The organism is Chlorogloea sp. CCALA 695 (genome assembly GCF_003003885.1).
Lineage (GTDB): Bacteria > Cyanobacteriota > Cyanobacteriia > Cyanobacteriales > Chroococcidiopsidaceae > Aliterella.
The window spans coordinates 1-15,031 of the sequence record NZ_PVWN01000011.1 but is presented as its reverse complement, the minus strand read 5'-3'; the positions used below and the strand labels follow the sequence as shown (position 1 = coordinate 15,031).

Sequence of the window (15,031 nt, the reverse complement as noted above, 5' to 3'; positions counted from 1 at the left end):
TAGCAGGAGAAGGAACATCGCTTAAATAATTTTTGTCAACAACAATTTGCGGATTCGAGAAAATATATTATCTGGGGGCGGATTTAGAACTAGAAATTCAACGGTTTGTCCTTCCAAACGACGCGCTATGTTATCAAAAGCCTTTCCCGCCAAGGAGGGAGTTTCAGATAATACTAAAGGTTCGCCGCGATTAGTCGAAACAATTACCCGCTCATCTTCAGGAATTACCCCAATAAGGGGAATTGCCAAAATTTCCTGCACATCTTGCACCGACATCATATCGTTTAGCTGTACCATCGCTGGGCGCAGACGATTGACAATTAAATTAATGCGTTTGATTCCTTGAGCTTCAAGTAAGCCTACCACCCGGTCAGCATCCCGTACCGCAGAGATTTCGGGAGTAGTAACAATCAAAGCTTCCTTCGCTGGTGCGATCGCATTTTTAAATCCTAGTTCAATTCCTGCGGGACTATCAATAACTACATAATCGTAGGTTTTAATTAAAGCGCCGACAAGTTCTGTCATTTGTTCAGGACTGACGGCTTCTTTAGTCCGATTTTGGGCGGCGGGTAAAAGCGCCAAATTGGGGATACGCTTATCTTTAACCAAAGCTTGCTCTAGCCGACATTCTCCCGCAAAAACTTCAATTGCCGTGTAGACTATCCGGTTTTCCAACCCCAACAATAAATCCAAATTTCTTAGCCCAAAATCCGCATCTACCAAGGCGACTTGTTTACCCAATCGGGCTAAAGCCATACCTAAGTTTGCGGTGACGGTGGTTTTACCTACTCCGCCTTTACCAGAAGTTGTGACGATAATGCGACTCATGACTGTGATAGAAACTGGGACGACAACTTAGAAAAATCCGCAGCTTTGGTCAGACGGATACCATCAGGAGTAACATAAGCAACTTCAGGATAGTATTCTTCCGGCGAATTTGCTGGCGCTCTTGCTACATAACGAGCAATCCGTAACTGTGTTGGTTCCATTTGCAGCGCCATAATTAAACATTTGGCATTAGCATTAGCACCCGCGTGAGCAATCCCACGCAAGCGACCCCAAACTAGGATATCGCCATTAGCGACTACAATTCCACCGGGGTTAATGTCTCCTAACACGACTACTGTACCAGAGTGGCGAATCTCTACACCAGAACGAATAGTCATTTGTAAATATAATGGCTCTACTAAAGGTGAAGTAGCGGCGACGGGAGCCGTAGCTAAAGTTGTTGTTAGTATGGCTTGTTGTTCTACGCAATAACCCGCCGTTGCTGCCGCTACAGCCGTTTGACGGCGGCTAGTGCGAACTCGCTGCATTTGCAGTAATACTTCGCCTAAAGCATCAGCTATTTGTTGTAATTGTCTGCCATCTAATAATCTATCGGCGGCGAGTAACTCAACTTGAGTGTGGGGTTGCCAAAATCTATCGCCAGCATTTAAGCGTTGCTTCATCTGCTGCCAAATTTCTGACCAATTATCAGCAGAGGCGGGCATTTCTGCTTCAGTGGGCAAAATTAAGAGTAAACGATCCGCCTCGCTTTTAAAGCGTACTTGGAGATTAACCTTTACTTCTTCCGTCGCGGCAGTAAAGGCAGAAATAGCTTCAGGCAAGGCAGAATCAGAGGTCATGCAATTTTAAGGATATCGGGCAAAGACGACTTCTTCTATCTAAAAGCAAATCGACTTAATGAATACCATACTAAATTATTCCTAATTAAAATCCTCAACTCCAAACAACCAACTTATGCCTGCGCTATCCATTGGCGCTAAAAATATACTAAGCGTCTCGAAAAATGTATCTAAAGTAACAACAAATGTAAAAATTTTTATGGTAATCCTAACACTTAAGTTCAATCAAGCGCTGTAGTAAACCAAAGGTAAAGCTATAAAAATTGCTGCTATTTCTGGGTCATTGGATACAGTGAATTTGGTGCTGAGGAGTTAGTTTAATCTGAGATTCAACCTCAAAAACAAATATTCTCATTCAACAAGACTACCTAAAAAGATGTAGTTAGCGATCGCCTAAAAAACTTAACTGTTGCAGCTATTTTGTCAAGCCTAGTAAAGGCGGATATAAGGAGAGTTTAATTTAATGACATCGCGCGAACCCCTAATTATCATTGGTGGCATTAATCGCCGCAAATTTATCAAGTATGGCTCCTTAGCCCTTGGTACGGGTGTCCTGGCAGCCTGTAGTGGTCAAGAGTCTTCAACCCAAAGTCCTAGCAATGATGCTAGTCCCGTAGCTTCTGGGGGTGATGGGATCAAAATTGGCGTGATGTATTCGACCACCGGAACGATCGCTATTGTCGAAAAATCTTTACAAGATGCTACTTTTTTAGCGATCGATCAAATTAATGAAGGTACAGGCCCTTGGAAAGGCGGTAAAGGTATTAAAGGTAAGCAGTTGCAGCGAGTGGTAGTCAATCCCGATTCTAACTGGGACTTATACAACCAAATGTCTAAACGCTTGATTGATGAAGATAAAGTTGCCTGCGTGCTTGGTTGTTATACTTCAGCAAGTCGTAAATCTGTACTACCAGTTTTTGAAGAAAAAAACGCTATCCTTTATTATCCGGTTTACTACGAAGGAAACGAATGTAGTTCTAATGTTTTCTACACTGGCGCTGCACCAAACCAACAAATTACCGATTCTATTCCTTATTGCGCTAAAAACTTTGGCAAAAAAGGATTTTTCATTGGTTCAGATTATATTTATCCTAAAGAAAGCAACCGTATTGCCAAAGCTGAGTTAGTCAAAGCTGGCGGCGAAGTTGTGGGCGACGAGTACGCAGCTTTGGGAACCACTGAATTTATTACTATTATCAACAAAATCAAGCAAGCCTCGCCCGATTTTGTGCTTAGTAATTTAGTTGGTGATAGTATTCCAGCTTTTTATAGACAGTATAAGGATGCTGGGATTACGTCCGCGCAAACGCCAATTATGGCTTACCCTACCACCGAAGAAGAAATCTTAGCGATGGGGCCAGAATACGCCGAAGGTCACTACAGCAGCTTTAACTACTTTCAAAGTGTAGATACGCCAGAAAATAAAGCATTTGTAGAGCAGTTTAAGGCAAAGTTTGGTCAAGATCGCGTCACTAATGGAGTTATGGAAGCGGCTTACTTGCAAACTTTCTTTATGGCGCAAGCAATGGAGAAGTTGCTAACTGAAGGTAAAGAAATTACGCCGGACACTTTGCGCGAAGCAACTCGCGGTCAAGTTTTTAACGCACCCCAAGGTACAGTAAAGAGCGATCCCGATAACTACCATACTTACTTGTATTCCAGAATTGGTAAGTGGAAGGCTGACGGTCAAGCAGAGATTGTATTTGCAACCCCGGCGGCGGTGAAACCGATTCCTTGGAGTCAGGCGCTTTATAAAGGTCGTACTTGCGTTCATGGCGTTCCTGACGCTCGCAAAAACTCAATTAAAGAAACGGGCGCAGACTTAAAAGTTGAATACTTAAAAATTTAAGGTTACCTTAACTCGAAATTTCTAATCTATTTAAAGATTAGAGATTTTGGCGTTGCCCAATTTAAGGTAGAGACGTTGCATTGCAACGTCTCTACACCAATCCTACATCTTCAGCAATGCTGAGATTATTAATAATTTAATGAGGCAGTAATTTTTAATGTATCTACCCATAATTAATTTATTAGCGCAAGCTCCATCAACTAAAAGCTTAGATTTAATTACATTTACTAATCAACTCCTTAATGGCGTTGGCATTGTTGGTGTTTTATTATTAACGGGTTTGGGATTAGCAATTACTTTTGGCGTGATGCGAATAATAAACCTAGCTCATGGTGAATTTATCATGTTAGGCGCATACACTACTTTTGTAATGCAATCGACTTTCAAAATGGATTTAGTTCTAACTATTCCTTTTGCTTTTTTATCGACAGCAATTATTGGCGCAATTATTGAACTAACTATAATTAGGCGGCTTTACGGTCGTCCTTTAGAAACTTTACTTGCTACTTGGGGCTTAAGTATTGTGATTCAAGGTGTAGTTAAATTGATTTTTTCCGCTCAGTTGAAGTATGTAAAAGCTCCCCGTTATATATCAGGAAACTTAAACGTATTTACAAGTGCTGATGGTGGGTCGAGTATTACAATTTCCTATTATCGCTTGTTTATTGTGGCGATCGCACTAGGACTACTCGCACTTACAGCTTATCTGCTTTACGGTACGGCTTTGGGGCGGCAAATTCGCGCCGTTACTCAAAATCGTGATATGGCAAAATGTTTAGGCATTAATACAAGTTTCGTAGATATGGTGACATTTGCCTACGGCTGCGGTTTGGCGGGAGTTGCAGGAGCGGTACTTTCTTCGCTCAAAAGTGTTGCGCCACCGATGGGACAAGATTATTTAGTCGATGCTTGGATGGTAGTTGTAACCGGGGGTGTAGATAAGTTAGTTGGGGTTTTGGCGGGGGCGTTTTTAATTGGCGAATCAAACGCTGCGATCGCATTTTTGCTCAACGATCCGGCGGCGCGGGTAATAGTATTAGCGGCGGTAATTATCTTAATTCGCTATCGTCCTGAAGGCTTATTTACGATTCAAAAACGAGCCTAATTTATAAAAACCTAGAGTAATAAAAATGACTGATGTATTAGGTGGCGTTAAACGGTCTAGTATTCCCGTCAAGTTACTAACAACAACGGGAATTATTCTTTTATTGTTGATAATTTTGCCCTTTATACTCGGAGAATTTCAAACGGCATTAATGGCAAAGCTATTATTGTTTGGAATGTTAGGTATTTCCTTAGATTTAGTCTGGGGATTTACAGGAATTTTGAGTTTTGCTCATGGCGTTTTCTTTACCCTGGGTGGGTACGCGATGGCATATTATTTAAAACTCAATTTGTCGTCAACAGCGAATACCTACGGAGGAGAATTGCCCGATTTTATGGTGTGGAATGGGTTAAAAGAATTGCCCTGGTTTATTGCACCATTAAAGTTTTTTCCGATTGCGGCAATTGCTACAATTGCTGTACCCGCAGCCTTTGCTTATATTATCGGCTGGTTTATTTTTCGCTCTAAAGTTAGTGGAGTTTATATTACTATTATTACTTTAGCGATCGCATCAGCCCTAACTACATTTTTTGTCAGTCAACAAGCTTTTACTGGCGGTACTAATGGAATTACCGATATTTCTCGCTTAAGTTTTTTTGGGACAGATATTCCCTTAATAGGTCTGTATTACATCATTCTTGGTTTTGTTACTTTGGTACTGATTGGTAGTTGGGTACTAACCCAATCTAACTTTGGCTTAATTTTGCGTTCGATTAAAGAAAACGAGCAAAGAATTTCTTATTTAGGCTACGATGTCGCCAGCTTCAAGATTTTTGTATGGACTTTATCGGCGGGTATAGCGGGTTTAGCTGGTGGGTTATTTGTCCCGCTAAATAGGTTTATTTCCCCGGTATATTTAGCTGTAGCTTTTGGTACGCAAGTAGTAATTTGGGTAGCAATTGGCGGGAGAGGAACTTTAATTGGGCCAATAATTGCCGCTATTCTACTTGGTCAAGTTCAAAACTACGCTGAAAGAATAACCCAAGATTGGCAACTAATTGTCGGAATTTTGTTGTTAGTTGTCGTATTGTTTGTACCTGATGGCTTAATGAGTTTAATTCCGCAAAAATTTAACTTAACAAATACCCGAAGTAACAAATAAAAGTAAAGGTACTAGCTATGACGCACAAATTCTAAAGTTCTTAAATGTAATAAATGAGACAATAGGCAAATTCACTTCATGGTAACTTAAGCAATAAAGTAAAAAATATGAATGCAATCTTAGCTGTTAAAGACTTGAAAGTCGTCTTTTCAGGGTTTCAAGCTCTTAAAGGAATTAACTTAGAAGTCGGCGAACGAGAAATTGTCACAATTATTGGCCCTAATGGTGCGGGGAAAAGTACACTTTTAGATGCAATTGTGGGCAAGTCTCCTGTAGCTTCTGGTCATGTATACTATCGTGGTAAAGAAATTACTAACAAAAATCGTTACGAAATTGCCCGGATGGGAATTGGACGCAAGTTTCAAAATCCAAATGTTTACAACGATCTCACAGTATTTGACAATATCCTACTTGCACTTAAAGGAACTCACTCAGTTTTAGCTTCAATTAAATCGAAATTAACGAAACTAAAAAAAGCAAGAATTGAGGCGGTTTTAGAACAAATCGGCTTACTAGATAAAGCTTATACCAAAGTTTCATCGCTTTCTCACGGACAAAAACAGTGGGTAGAAATTGGCATGGTAATTGCTCAAGATCCCACAGTAGTATTATTAGATGAACCAACGGCGGGGATGACTTCGGAGGAAACCCATTTAACAGGGGAAATTATTAAATCTATTGCAGAAGATCATTCAGTAATAGTAATAGAGCATGATATGGAATTTGTTAAACAAATTGCTCAAAAACTTGTAGTTTTACATCAAGGTGAAAAACTAATTGAAGGATCGGTTAAAGAAGTTCAAAATAATGCACAAGTTATCGAGGTTTATTTAGGTCGTGAACGAATCGATGTCGCTGCTTAAGCTTACAGATGTATCGGCGGGTTATGGGCAAACTCCGGTTTTGGTTAACGTTGATATGACGGTAGAAAAAGGAGATATAGCTTGTATATTAGGTCGTAATGGCATGGGTAAAACCACGCTGTTGCGGAGTATTATCGGCTTAAATAAAGTTATTAAAGGCAATATAGTTTTTGATGCGGACGACATAACTAATATTCCCACTTATAAGCGATCTCGTTACGGAATTGCTTTTATTCCCCAAGGACGCGAAATCATCCCTTACCTATCGGTTTTAGATAATTTGAAATTGGGATTAGCTGCTAGTAAAAAAAAGCTTAAAAAAATACCTGATGAAATATTTGAGTTTTTCCCGATGTTAACGCAGCATCTCAAGCGTCAGGGGGGACTACTAAGCGGCGGACAACAACAGCAATTAGCGATCGCGCGGGGGCTAATGTGCGACCCGCAAATCATGCTATTAGACGAGCCAACAGAAGGGATCCAGCCGTCAATTGTCCAAGAAATAGATGCAACCCTCAAACGGATAAATCGGGAGAAAGGGATAACGCTACTTGTCGTAGAACAAAAAATTGATTTTGCCAAACAGTTAGCGCAAAAGTTTTTTATTATGGAAAAAGGTGTGATCGCAGCTTCAGGCAATACTAGCGATCTGACGGATTCTTTAGTACGGCGATACTTGACAGTTTAAGTTAACTTGCAAAAAAATGTAGGAGCGCCACAGATCGCACTCCTACACTTCACATAGTTAGCAATTATTTATTTAAGTAGTATCGACATTTTAAGAAAGAGGTATATTACCGCTCGTAGCTAGTCAAACAACCTCTAAACTGCGATTACTCACCGATAATTGTGCGCTTAATCGTTTTACCTACACCCTCGACAGCTTGAGAAATACCATCAACAATATTCGTTGCACCATCGCTTGTTTTTTGCATTGCTGGAGAACTAGGAGTTCCATGTAGTCTAGGATCGGGTTGTGGTGGTGTTGGTACTGGCCCTAGGGGTTGAGGATTAGCTACATACTCAAACTCGCCTTTTCCATCCATCGACGTACCTTTAGCCCAACGACCTTCAGAGCTTTCTTCACCTTCTGAGTTGTTCCAGAACTGATAAGCCGCCTCTTTCTTGCCATATTCGTAGGCAATCTTGGGAACTACCATTTCCTCAAATCCTTCGCTTTGCAAATCTTCAATCGCCGCTAACCACTGGTTTTGGTGCATGGTGTCACGGGCAATCATATAACTAAGGTGATCTTTTACGCCTGCGTCGTCGGTCATTTCATACAACCGTACCGCCTGTAATAGACCTTGAGATTCTGCATGGAGATTAGAGCGGAAATCAGCCAATAAGTTGCCACTAGCAACTATAAAGCGACCATTCCAAGGAAAACCTACACTATCGGCTGGCATTGCACCCAAGCCAGAAACAATCCCGTGTTGGGGATTCATCGCCGCCATAATTACATCTCGTGGATTAGAGCCGCCCATTACTGCACCCACTACAGGATCTTTAGCGCCTTCTTCTTGGGCTTTGATTGGTGCTTTATCTAAAAGATGAGCAATCATTGTTGCTAACATTTCCACATGACCAATTTCTTCTGTACCAATATCAAGCAACATATCTCGGTACTTTGCAGGCCCCCGGCAATTCCAGCCTTGAAACAGGTACTGCATCATTACGGTCATTTCTCCAAAAGAACCGCCAATGAGTTCTTGCATCTTCGCGGCATAAGCTGGATCTGGACGCTCTGGAGGAGTAAAATATTGCAGTTGCTTTTTGTGATAAAACATTAATTGGTTACCTGATTTTTAGCACCTAAAGCAAATTTAAGTAATGCTAGTATTTGCTAGGTTTTTACTCTTTTATGTAACTACGCAAATATGGTTCCAACATCAGTCAGTAGTAAGACAATGAAATATCCATTAGGTATAGGTATTTGTTCTCAAATAGTGTTTATATCACCTAAATAATTCTGTAGCGATCGCCTTTTTGGTTGTTCCGTATATTTCTAACCTGAACGCAGGATAGACAAGGCGATCTAATACGGCTAAACGTTGTTATAGAAAGTCGATTGCGCTAATTTAAAGCAATTACTCGGTTTCAATTAGAACCGTAACCGCAGCAATAGCAATTAGCATTTCATCGTTTTTATCATGCAAAGATGCGATCGCGCGACCTTGAACCACCATACCTCCAGACTCTACAGTTAAAGACTTGCGACCAAAGGGAAGTACAGCCAAAACCTCAGCTTCTCGGACTTGCTCTGGGTAAGGTACGGCTACTTTGACTTCGACAATCATTTGATCTGGATCGCTTAAACCTACTACTTCCCAAACACCAGGCAAAGCATTATGAGCGATCGCATTTCTTACAGCCCTTGCTGCCGCTACGGTTGGTTCTTGCCCATGCTGGTCAATTCCCATACCCATTTCGATAATTAAGCGTTTACGAGCCATAGTAATTTCCAAAAACTTCTCTACATAAAATATGCAGCAAAACCTATGACTTTAGTTTTATTGTGTGAATAACCGTGCCAAACTTGGCAAAGCTTCGCCATAAGTTGAATGAATGTGGACAGACTGCTCTAATAATTGCCATGTTGCGCCTGCTTCTATTAAGTCTAGAAACACATGAACGATCTTTGCAGCTTCATAACCGATTAAAGTTACCCTAGCCATTGCGGGTTTTTGGCGGTACTGTCAAATTGACTTGTGGTTTTAAATAATTCGTATTGACCTTTTGCTGCGGCGGTGCGCGTTTTATTTAGTAATGCTTGTACTTGCTCTTGACTCATAGGCTTAAAGGTGCGGACTGCCTCCAGCGCTTGCTCCAAGAGTTGCATATTTTCAAAGCCAGTAATAACCGTTGAAGTGGGCAAATTCATTGCGTAATGCAGACATTCAATCGGTTTAACTGTATTGCTCTTAAGAATGTAGGGATCGCCCATGGATTTCATTCCTAACACCCCAATTTGATTTTTGACCAAAATAGGGAGAACTTGCTTCTCAAAGCTTCTAAAATGAGCATCCATAACATTCAGGGGCATTTGTACGGTGTCAAAACGAAAGTTGTTTTGGGCAGCAACTTCTAGCATTCTGAGATGAACTAACGGGTCTTTATGCCCTGTAAAGCCAATGTAGCGAATCTTACCTGCCTTTTGCGCCTCGACCACTGCCTCCATAGCACCACCAGGAGCAAATATGCGATCGGGATCTTCCATGCGGATGATCTCATGATGTTGTAGTAAATCAATATGATCGCTTTGTAACCGTTTAAGCGATTCATTAATCTGCTTTGTAGCCTCGGCTTTAGTCCGACCATCAATTTTGGTCATTACAAAGGCTTTATCTCTGTAAGTGCCTTGCAACGCCTTACCCATGCGGATTTCGCTCCCGCCGTTGTGGTAATCCCAGGAGTTGTCCATAAAGTTAATGCCGCGATCGATGGCACTATGTATTAGTCGGATTCCATCTTGCTCATTCGGTGGTCGTCCGATGTGATGCCCCCCCAAACCAATAACAGAAACTTGTTCGCCCGTGCGCCCTAAAGTTCTGTATAACATTTCGCCTTTTTTGATTTGAGCTTGTGCTGGCTTACCTTGAGCTAATGCTGGTTGAGCAATTTCTTTAGCGGCGGCTAATGCTGCTACAACTAAACCCGATGTAGAAGCAGCTTTTAATAATTCTCGCCTGGTGAACTCCATAAATATCTCCTAACAAAGTAATACTTAAAACACTGACAACACGCCCCTATAGTAAGCTAATCATAATTTAGCCCTGTGAAATGTCAGTTACTCCACAGGTCTACGAGTTAAAAACTGAGCTGATTATCCTGGTACTTTGTCTTTTTGTTCACTCATCCAAAAACGATGCTCGGAAATAGCTTCTACAAAGGATTTAGCAAAATCTTTGGGAGCAGAACTGGTTTTTGCCGTTATAACTCCTTTATCGTTCTGCATGGAGCTATCAGAGATGTTTACACCTTTGATATTAGAGTTCTGTACTAACTCCACTCCTTCAGACATTGCTGCAATAGGCTTGCAGTGTCTAAATGCTTCATTGATAAAGTGAATAGCATCTCCTTGATTCAGCAAAGCTTCGATACTAGCAGCACCGCCGGGAACATAAATCGCATCAAACAGCACTGACGCACTGGTTAAGAAGGTTTTATCAACCATAATTTCCTCACCTTGGGCGCTCTTAATCATACCTTTAAATTTTGATACAATCTCTGCTTCAACTCCCGCGCCCGACAAGATGGTTTTCACGGCTGTTATTTGTTCGCCATTGATTCCATCAGTTGCTAGAATTGCTACTTTGCGACCTTTAGCCGTTTTGGTAGTATTTTCTTGACTAAGCGCTGCTGAACTTTTGCCGTGATTTTCACTCACCGATTGCGTAGGTTCGGAGATACCGATACCCATAGCGACTTTTTTGGCTAATTCATGGTCTACATGATTAAACAAATTCACCATCCGTTCGCGTACGCCTTTATCTTCCACTTTGCCAAGCTCAAAATGAGCCGATTGTACAGCGTGTTCTTTTTCTGGCATTGATAAACTATTCTAGAACAAAGTTGCTTGCGTAAAATGGTCTTTAAAGCTAGGACTGCGTTCGCGGACTTTTTGACCTTCTACACGCTCTTGGTAGTGGACAAACCCTCTGTTGGCGATGGTGCAGGCTGTCCCTCGCTTAGGGAATTGGGATAGTAGTTAACCTTGCTAGTGGGAATCTGCATCTGCATTCTGCCATCCCGTTGATTGTTGTGGAACGGACACAGAGATTTATTGATGGGCAATTCGGTAAAATTAGGACTTCCCAAACGGTGCAGTTGCGTATCGTGGTAAGACATTAAGTGACCTTGCAATAAAGGATCGTTACTAAAGTCAATACCAGGAACTACATTACTTGGTTGAAAGGCTACTTGCTCGGTTTCGGCGAAGAAGTTATCGGGGTTGCGGTTCAAAACCATTTTCCCAATTGGACGCACGGGTACGAGTTCTTTGGGAATTAGCTTTGTCGGGTCGAGAATATCAAAATCAAATTTGTGTTCGTCTTCTTCGGCAATAATTTGTACTCTTAATTCGTATTCAGGGAAATTACCTTTTTCAATGGATGACCACAAATCGCGGCGGTTGAAATCTGGGTCTTTACCGCCAATTTTTTGAGCTTCATCAAACGCCATTGAATGTACGCCTAGTAATGGTTTCCAGTGGAATTTGACAAAGCTGGCTGTGCCTTGTTCGTTGACAAAGCGGAAAGTATGAATCCCAAAACCTTGCATAACGCGGAAGTTGCGGGGTAAAGTGCGATCGCTCAGTATCCACATAATCATGTGCATTGATTCGGGAGTCAGCGATATAAAGTCCCAAAAATTATCATGAGCCGCCGCCGCTTGAGGCATTTCGTTATGAGGCTCTGGTTTAATGGCGTGGACTAAATCGGGAAACTTAATCGCATCTTGAATAAAGAATACGGGGATGTTGTTCCCCACCATATCGTATTTGCCATCTTCGGTGTAAAACTTGACTGCAAAGCCGCGCACGTCGCGCACGGTATCCGCCGAACCACGAAAGCCGACAACGGCTGAGAAGCGCACAAATACCGGAGTTTGTACCGATGGATTGCTCAAAAACTTGGCTTTGCTATATTCCGCCATTGATTCGTAAGGCTGGAAGTAGCCATGAGCGCCAGAACCGCGCGCGTGAACTACTCGTTCGGGGATGCGTTCGCAGTCAAAGTGGGTAAGTTTTTCTCTAAAATGAAAATCCTCGATTAATGTTGGCCCGCGCGAACCAGCTTTGAGGGAATTATCAGTATCGCTGACCTTTACACCTTGATTGGTGGTCAAGGTTTCCCCGCCGTCAACCCGCTACTGTTCTAGGTCTTGGTTTTTGGCGCTGTCGTTACTGTGCTGCTCGGTCATAAAATCGCTTGATTGGTGGTGTAAGTAGGTGTACCGTTGGAGTAGCTATCGCTACTATAAAATCCAACTTCCCAAAGGTCAGTAACAGAATCGTTTGCATGACTTTTCTAGTCTAGGTCTCCCGACATGGGGGGTATCTACCTCTTTAGATAGAGTCGAAGCCGCGTTAGGAAAAATAGATTCTTAAAGGCGGAACTTCTAATAATTGAGGTTAGCTAAGAAAAAATTATCAGTAAGCTTCTTTAGAGTATTTACAATTTTAACTTTCGCCATGTTTGAGATAGGTGATTTTTAGGTTGATACCACCACATCACTAAGCCAGTAATAAATAGAATTAGTGGTGCAAGTCCCACAAAAACATAAAGTATACGAGTTGGTAAACCACCAAACGTCCCAAAATGTAAAGGATTAAAAGCATCTACTACCTCATCGCCTAAAGAAAGCGATCGCGAATTTCTAAGCTGCAACACCTCCCCGGTATATCGATCTAAATAAACTCGACTGCGCCAGACTTCTTTTTCTTCAGGAAATTGTTTGCCAATCATGAATACCGATTCAGGACTACTAGGAAAACTGATATAAGTTGTTTTAGCACCGGGTAAAGCTTCCTCCGCACGTTTTAGCATTTGCGCGAAGTCTACAGTTGATTTTCCCTCCCTTAGTGTAGATTTTGGTTCTGTGGGGGTAGGCGTAAATGTAGCTGCATAAATTATCGGTTGAGTGTAAGTGTAAAAGTTCCAGCAAAAGCCCGTAAAACCAGTGATTGCTAGAAAAATAGCCGCAATAATTCCTACTACTTTATGGATATCAAAGTTGAGTCTTTTGATCGAAGCATTAGTTTTAATTTTGAACCCAGCAATCAACTTGCGCCAACCAGGCCAAAGGATAATACCCGTAATACTCAGTACAAACAAGAAAAAAGCGGCAATTCCTACAATAATTGTGCCAGTTTCCCCGGTTAATAAAGCATTATGCAGATTATAAACAATGTCCATAATGGCATACTGGGGAATGCGATCGCCTAATATCTTGCCTGTATAAGGATTAACAATTACTTCCGTTGTCGGTCGATTTTCCGAGCCTAATTCAACTCTAATTGGTGCGTTTGCTTGAGTTGGTAGGTCGAAAAAACTCAATGTAAACTTAGGTTCAGGATAAGCTGCCTTGACGGTATCAATAACTGACAAAATTGATACTTGTTGCTGCTGAGGGACTATTTGCCCAAACTGAGATTGCAACAGAAAATGATTAATTTCATGCCTAAATACTAGCAAGCTACCCGTCAAACCAACAATTACTATAATTAGTCCAGCAACTAATCCAAGATAGCGGTGTAGTTCCAAAGCAGTGCGGCGAACCATATTAAAACTCAATAGAAAATGAACCAATAACGGTTATTGGCGCACCGGGTATAACCGTATTTCTGCCAATTTCGCTAGTAGCAAAATAGCCAACATCAAATAAGTTTTGTATATTGATTCCGGTTCGCCAATTATCTCGGCGGTAAAAAATCGCTGCATCCGTACGAACATAACTTGGCAACTGGAAGCTATTATCCAAATCTCCTAATCTAGAGTCTACATAGTAAAAACCTAAACCAAACCCTAATCCTTGCAAATCCCCATTTTGTAGCTCGTAGGTCGTCCACAAACTAGCTTGATTGCGCGGTACATTGGGAACTTTATTGCCCACTGTAAAATCAGTGCTTTCCGTAATTTCAGCGCTAGTATTGCTATAAGCTGCAATGACATTTAATCCTGGGAAAATTTCCCCCGCAACATCTAATTCAATTCCCCGACTGCGCTGTTCGCCGATTGCAATACTAAAGGCTTCTTCAATTGGATCGGTAGTTGAAATATTAGTTTTAGTAATTTGATAAGCTGCCAAGGTAGCAGTGAACCTTTCATTCAACTGCGTTCTAACTCCTACTTCGTATTGCGTTCCGCGTGTCGGTTCTAATAATGAGCCGTCAGCACGAATACCACTATTGGGAGCGAACGAACGGCTGTAGCTGGCATAAAGTGAAACTGGCTCAATAGGTTGGTAGACAATACCGATACGCGGACTAAAAGCATCATTTGATTGGCTAGTTTCGCTCTCGTTCAATTTGTCGTCTACTTCTTGAGTAACGCTATCAAATCGACCGCTAATTAAAAATTTGAGATTGTCGGTTATGGCAATTTGATCTTGGAGGAAAATCCCTAATAAATTGACGGTGGTTTTGTCATCTCGCAAAAAGATTAGCTCGGAACGATCTGGACGCGGACGCTGGTTGTAGATGGGGTCGTAGATGTTAATGCTAGGTGTGAAACGCTCTTCTATTGAAGTATCAAAAGCATCTGAAGGCGTTTTAAAAAAACCTTCTAGGGTACTTCTTTGCAAATCGAATCCAACTAATAATTGATGCTCGACGGAGCCTGTATTAAATTTGTTAGTTAGCTCAGTCTGCATTGCATAGATTTTAAAGGCATTAGCATTATCAAAGTAATCACGTGATAGCTCTCCAGTTTCTTCGTTTAATTCTAGGGCGTTAGTATTTTTAACTGTTTCGTTGTTTTG

General features: G+C 41.5%; 15 protein-coding genes. 5 read left to right on the top strand and 10 right to left on the bottom strand.

The genetic code is table 11. The features are described 5' to 3' along the window. Positions 1–21 precede the first annotated feature (21 nt). Complete coding sequence (gene minD / locus C7B70_RS08150) at positions 22–828, bottom strand: septum site-determining protein MinD (RefSeq protein WP_106368567.1); 807 nt, start codon at positions 826–828, stop codon at positions 22–24. Further along, positions 825–1,628: a septum site-determining protein MinC gene (gene minC, locus C7B70_RS08145; protein WP_106368566.1), complete on the bottom strand. Its 804-nt coding sequence runs from the start codon at positions 1,626–1,628 to the stop codon at positions 825–827. Before minC ends, minD begins: the two co-directional genes overlap by 4 nt. A 463-nt stretch (positions 1,629–2,091) precedes the next feature. On the opposite strand from minC, the gene C7B70_RS08140 reads away from it, so the two are divergent. The 5 genes from C7B70_RS08140 (at position 2,092) to urtE (ending at position 7,235) form a co-directional block, all read left to right on the top strand. After that, positions 2,092–3,477 carry an ABC transporter substrate-binding protein gene (locus tag C7B70_RS08140; RefSeq protein ID WP_106368565.1) on the top strand — a complete coding sequence of 462 codons (1,386 nt, stop codon included), beginning with the start codon at positions 2,092–2,094 and terminating at the stop codon, positions 3,475–3,477. Positions 3,478–3,634: 157 nt separating this feature from the next. After that, positions 3,635–4,582 (top strand): urea ABC transporter permease subunit UrtB, encoded by a 948-nt coding sequence (gene urtB, locus C7B70_RS08135; RefSeq protein WP_106368564.1) that lies wholly within the window; start codon positions 3,635–3,637, stop codon positions 4,580–4,582. Positions 4,583–4,607: 25 nt separating this feature from the next. Then, positions 4,608–5,684, top strand: coding sequence for an urea ABC transporter permease subunit UrtC (urtC, locus tag C7B70_RS08130; protein WP_106368563.1), 1,077 nt, complete (start codon positions 4,608–4,610; stop codon positions 5,682–5,684). 107 nt (positions 5,685–5,791) lie between these two features. Further along, positions 5,792–6,547, top strand: coding sequence for an urea ABC transporter ATP-binding protein UrtD (urtD, locus tag C7B70_RS08125; protein WP_106368562.1), 756 nt, complete (start codon positions 5,792–5,794; stop codon positions 6,545–6,547). Continuing rightward, positions 6,522–7,235: an urea ABC transporter ATP-binding subunit UrtE gene (urtE, locus tag C7B70_RS08120; RefSeq protein WP_233220853.1), complete on the top strand. Its 714-nt coding sequence runs from the start codon at positions 6,522–6,524 to the stop codon at positions 7,233–7,235. The genes urtD and urtE overlap by 26 nt, the downstream gene beginning before the upstream one ends. Before the next feature lie 145 nt (positions 7,236–7,380). On the opposite strand, the gene C7B70_RS08115 is transcribed toward urtE, so the two are convergent. From C7B70_RS08115 to C7B70_RS08085, 8 genes are all read right to left on the bottom strand, one after another. Further along, a complete protein-coding gene (locus C7B70_RS08115; protein WP_106368560.1) occupies positions 7,381–8,337 on the bottom strand; it encodes a manganese catalase family protein in 957 nt (318 codons plus the stop codon). A gap of 300 nt (positions 8,338–8,637) precedes the next feature. After that, positions 8,638–9,003 (bottom strand): Lin0512 family protein, encoded by a 366-nt coding sequence (locus C7B70_RS08110; protein ID WP_106368559.1) that lies wholly within the window; start codon positions 9,001–9,003, stop codon positions 8,638–8,640. Positions 9,004–9,060: 57 nt separating this feature from the next. Then, entirely contained in the window at positions 9,061–9,225 is a 165-nt protein-coding gene (locus C7B70_RS08105) for a hypothetical protein (RefSeq protein WP_199192137.1), read from the bottom strand. Further along, positions 9,213–10,250 (bottom strand): aldo/keto reductase, encoded by a 1,038-nt coding sequence (locus C7B70_RS08100; RefSeq protein ID WP_106368558.1) that lies wholly within the window; start codon positions 10,248–10,250, stop codon positions 9,213–9,215. Before C7B70_RS08100 ends, C7B70_RS08105 begins: the two co-directional genes overlap by 13 nt. A gap of 123 nt (positions 10,251–10,373) precedes the next feature. Further along, positions 10,374–11,099, bottom strand: coding sequence for a DJ-1/PfpI family protein (locus C7B70_RS26915; protein WP_199192136.1), 726 nt, complete (start codon positions 11,097–11,099; stop codon positions 10,374–10,376). Between the two features lie 80 nt (positions 11,100–11,179). Further along, the gene (locus tag C7B70_RS26910; RefSeq protein WP_199192135.1) at positions 11,180–12,397 is read right to left on the bottom strand and encodes a catalase; all 1,218 of its coding nucleotides are present in this window, start codon (positions 12,395–12,397) and stop codon (positions 11,180–11,182) included. A gap of 326 nt (positions 12,398–12,723) precedes the next feature. After that, positions 12,724–13,833 carry a PepSY domain-containing protein gene (locus tag C7B70_RS08090; protein WP_106368557.1) on the bottom strand — a complete coding sequence of 370 codons (1,110 nt, stop codon included), beginning with the start codon at positions 13,831–13,833 and terminating at the stop codon, positions 12,724–12,726. Position 13,834: 1 nt separating this feature from the next. Then, positions 13,835–15,031 (bottom strand): TonB-dependent siderophore receptor (locus tag C7B70_RS08085; protein WP_146134019.1); only part of this gene is annotated, 1,197 nt, incomplete at its 5' end.

Coding starts and splice junctions, on each gene's coding strand:
- urtD (WP_106368562.1), top strand. CDS start 5,792: ATGAATGCAATCTTAGCTGTTAAAGACTTGAAAGTCGTCTTTTCAGGG.
- C7B70_RS08090 (WP_106368557.1), bottom strand. CDS start 13,833: ATGGTTCGCCGCACTGCTTTGGAACTACACCGCTATCTTGGATTAGTT.
- C7B70_RS08115 (WP_106368560.1), bottom strand. CDS start 8,337: ATGTTTTATCACAAAAAGCAACTGCAATATTTTACTCCTCCAGAGCGT.
- minC (WP_106368566.1), bottom strand. CDS start 1,628: ATGACCTCTGATTCTGCCTTGCCTGAAGCTATTTCTGCCTTTACTGCC.
- C7B70_RS26915 (WP_199192136.1), bottom strand. CDS start 11,099: ATGCCAGAAAAAGAACACGCTGTACAATCGGCTCATTTTGAGCTTGGC.
- urtC (WP_106368563.1), top strand. CDS start 4,608: ATGACTGATGTATTAGGTGGCGTTAAACGGTCTAGTATTCCCGTCAAG.
- C7B70_RS08110 (WP_106368559.1), bottom strand. CDS start 9,003: ATGGCTCGTAAACGCTTAATTATCGAAATGGGTATGGGAATTGACCAG.
- C7B70_RS08100 (WP_106368558.1), bottom strand. CDS start 10,250: ATGGAGTTCACCAGGCGAGAATTATTAAAAGCTGCTTCTACATCGGGT.
- minD (WP_106368567.1), bottom strand. CDS start 828: ATGAGTCGCATTATCGTCACAACTTCTGGTAAAGGCGGAGTAGGTAAA.
- C7B70_RS08105 (WP_199192137.1), bottom strand. CDS start 9,225: ATGGCTAGGGTAACTTTAATCGGTTATGAAGCTGCAAAGATCGTTCAT.
- C7B70_RS08140 (WP_106368565.1), top strand. CDS start 2,092: ATGACATCGCGCGAACCCCTAATTATCATTGGTGGCATTAATCGCCGC.
- urtB (WP_106368564.1), top strand. CDS start 3,635: ATGTATCTACCCATAATTAATTTATTAGCGCAAGCTCCATCAACTAAA.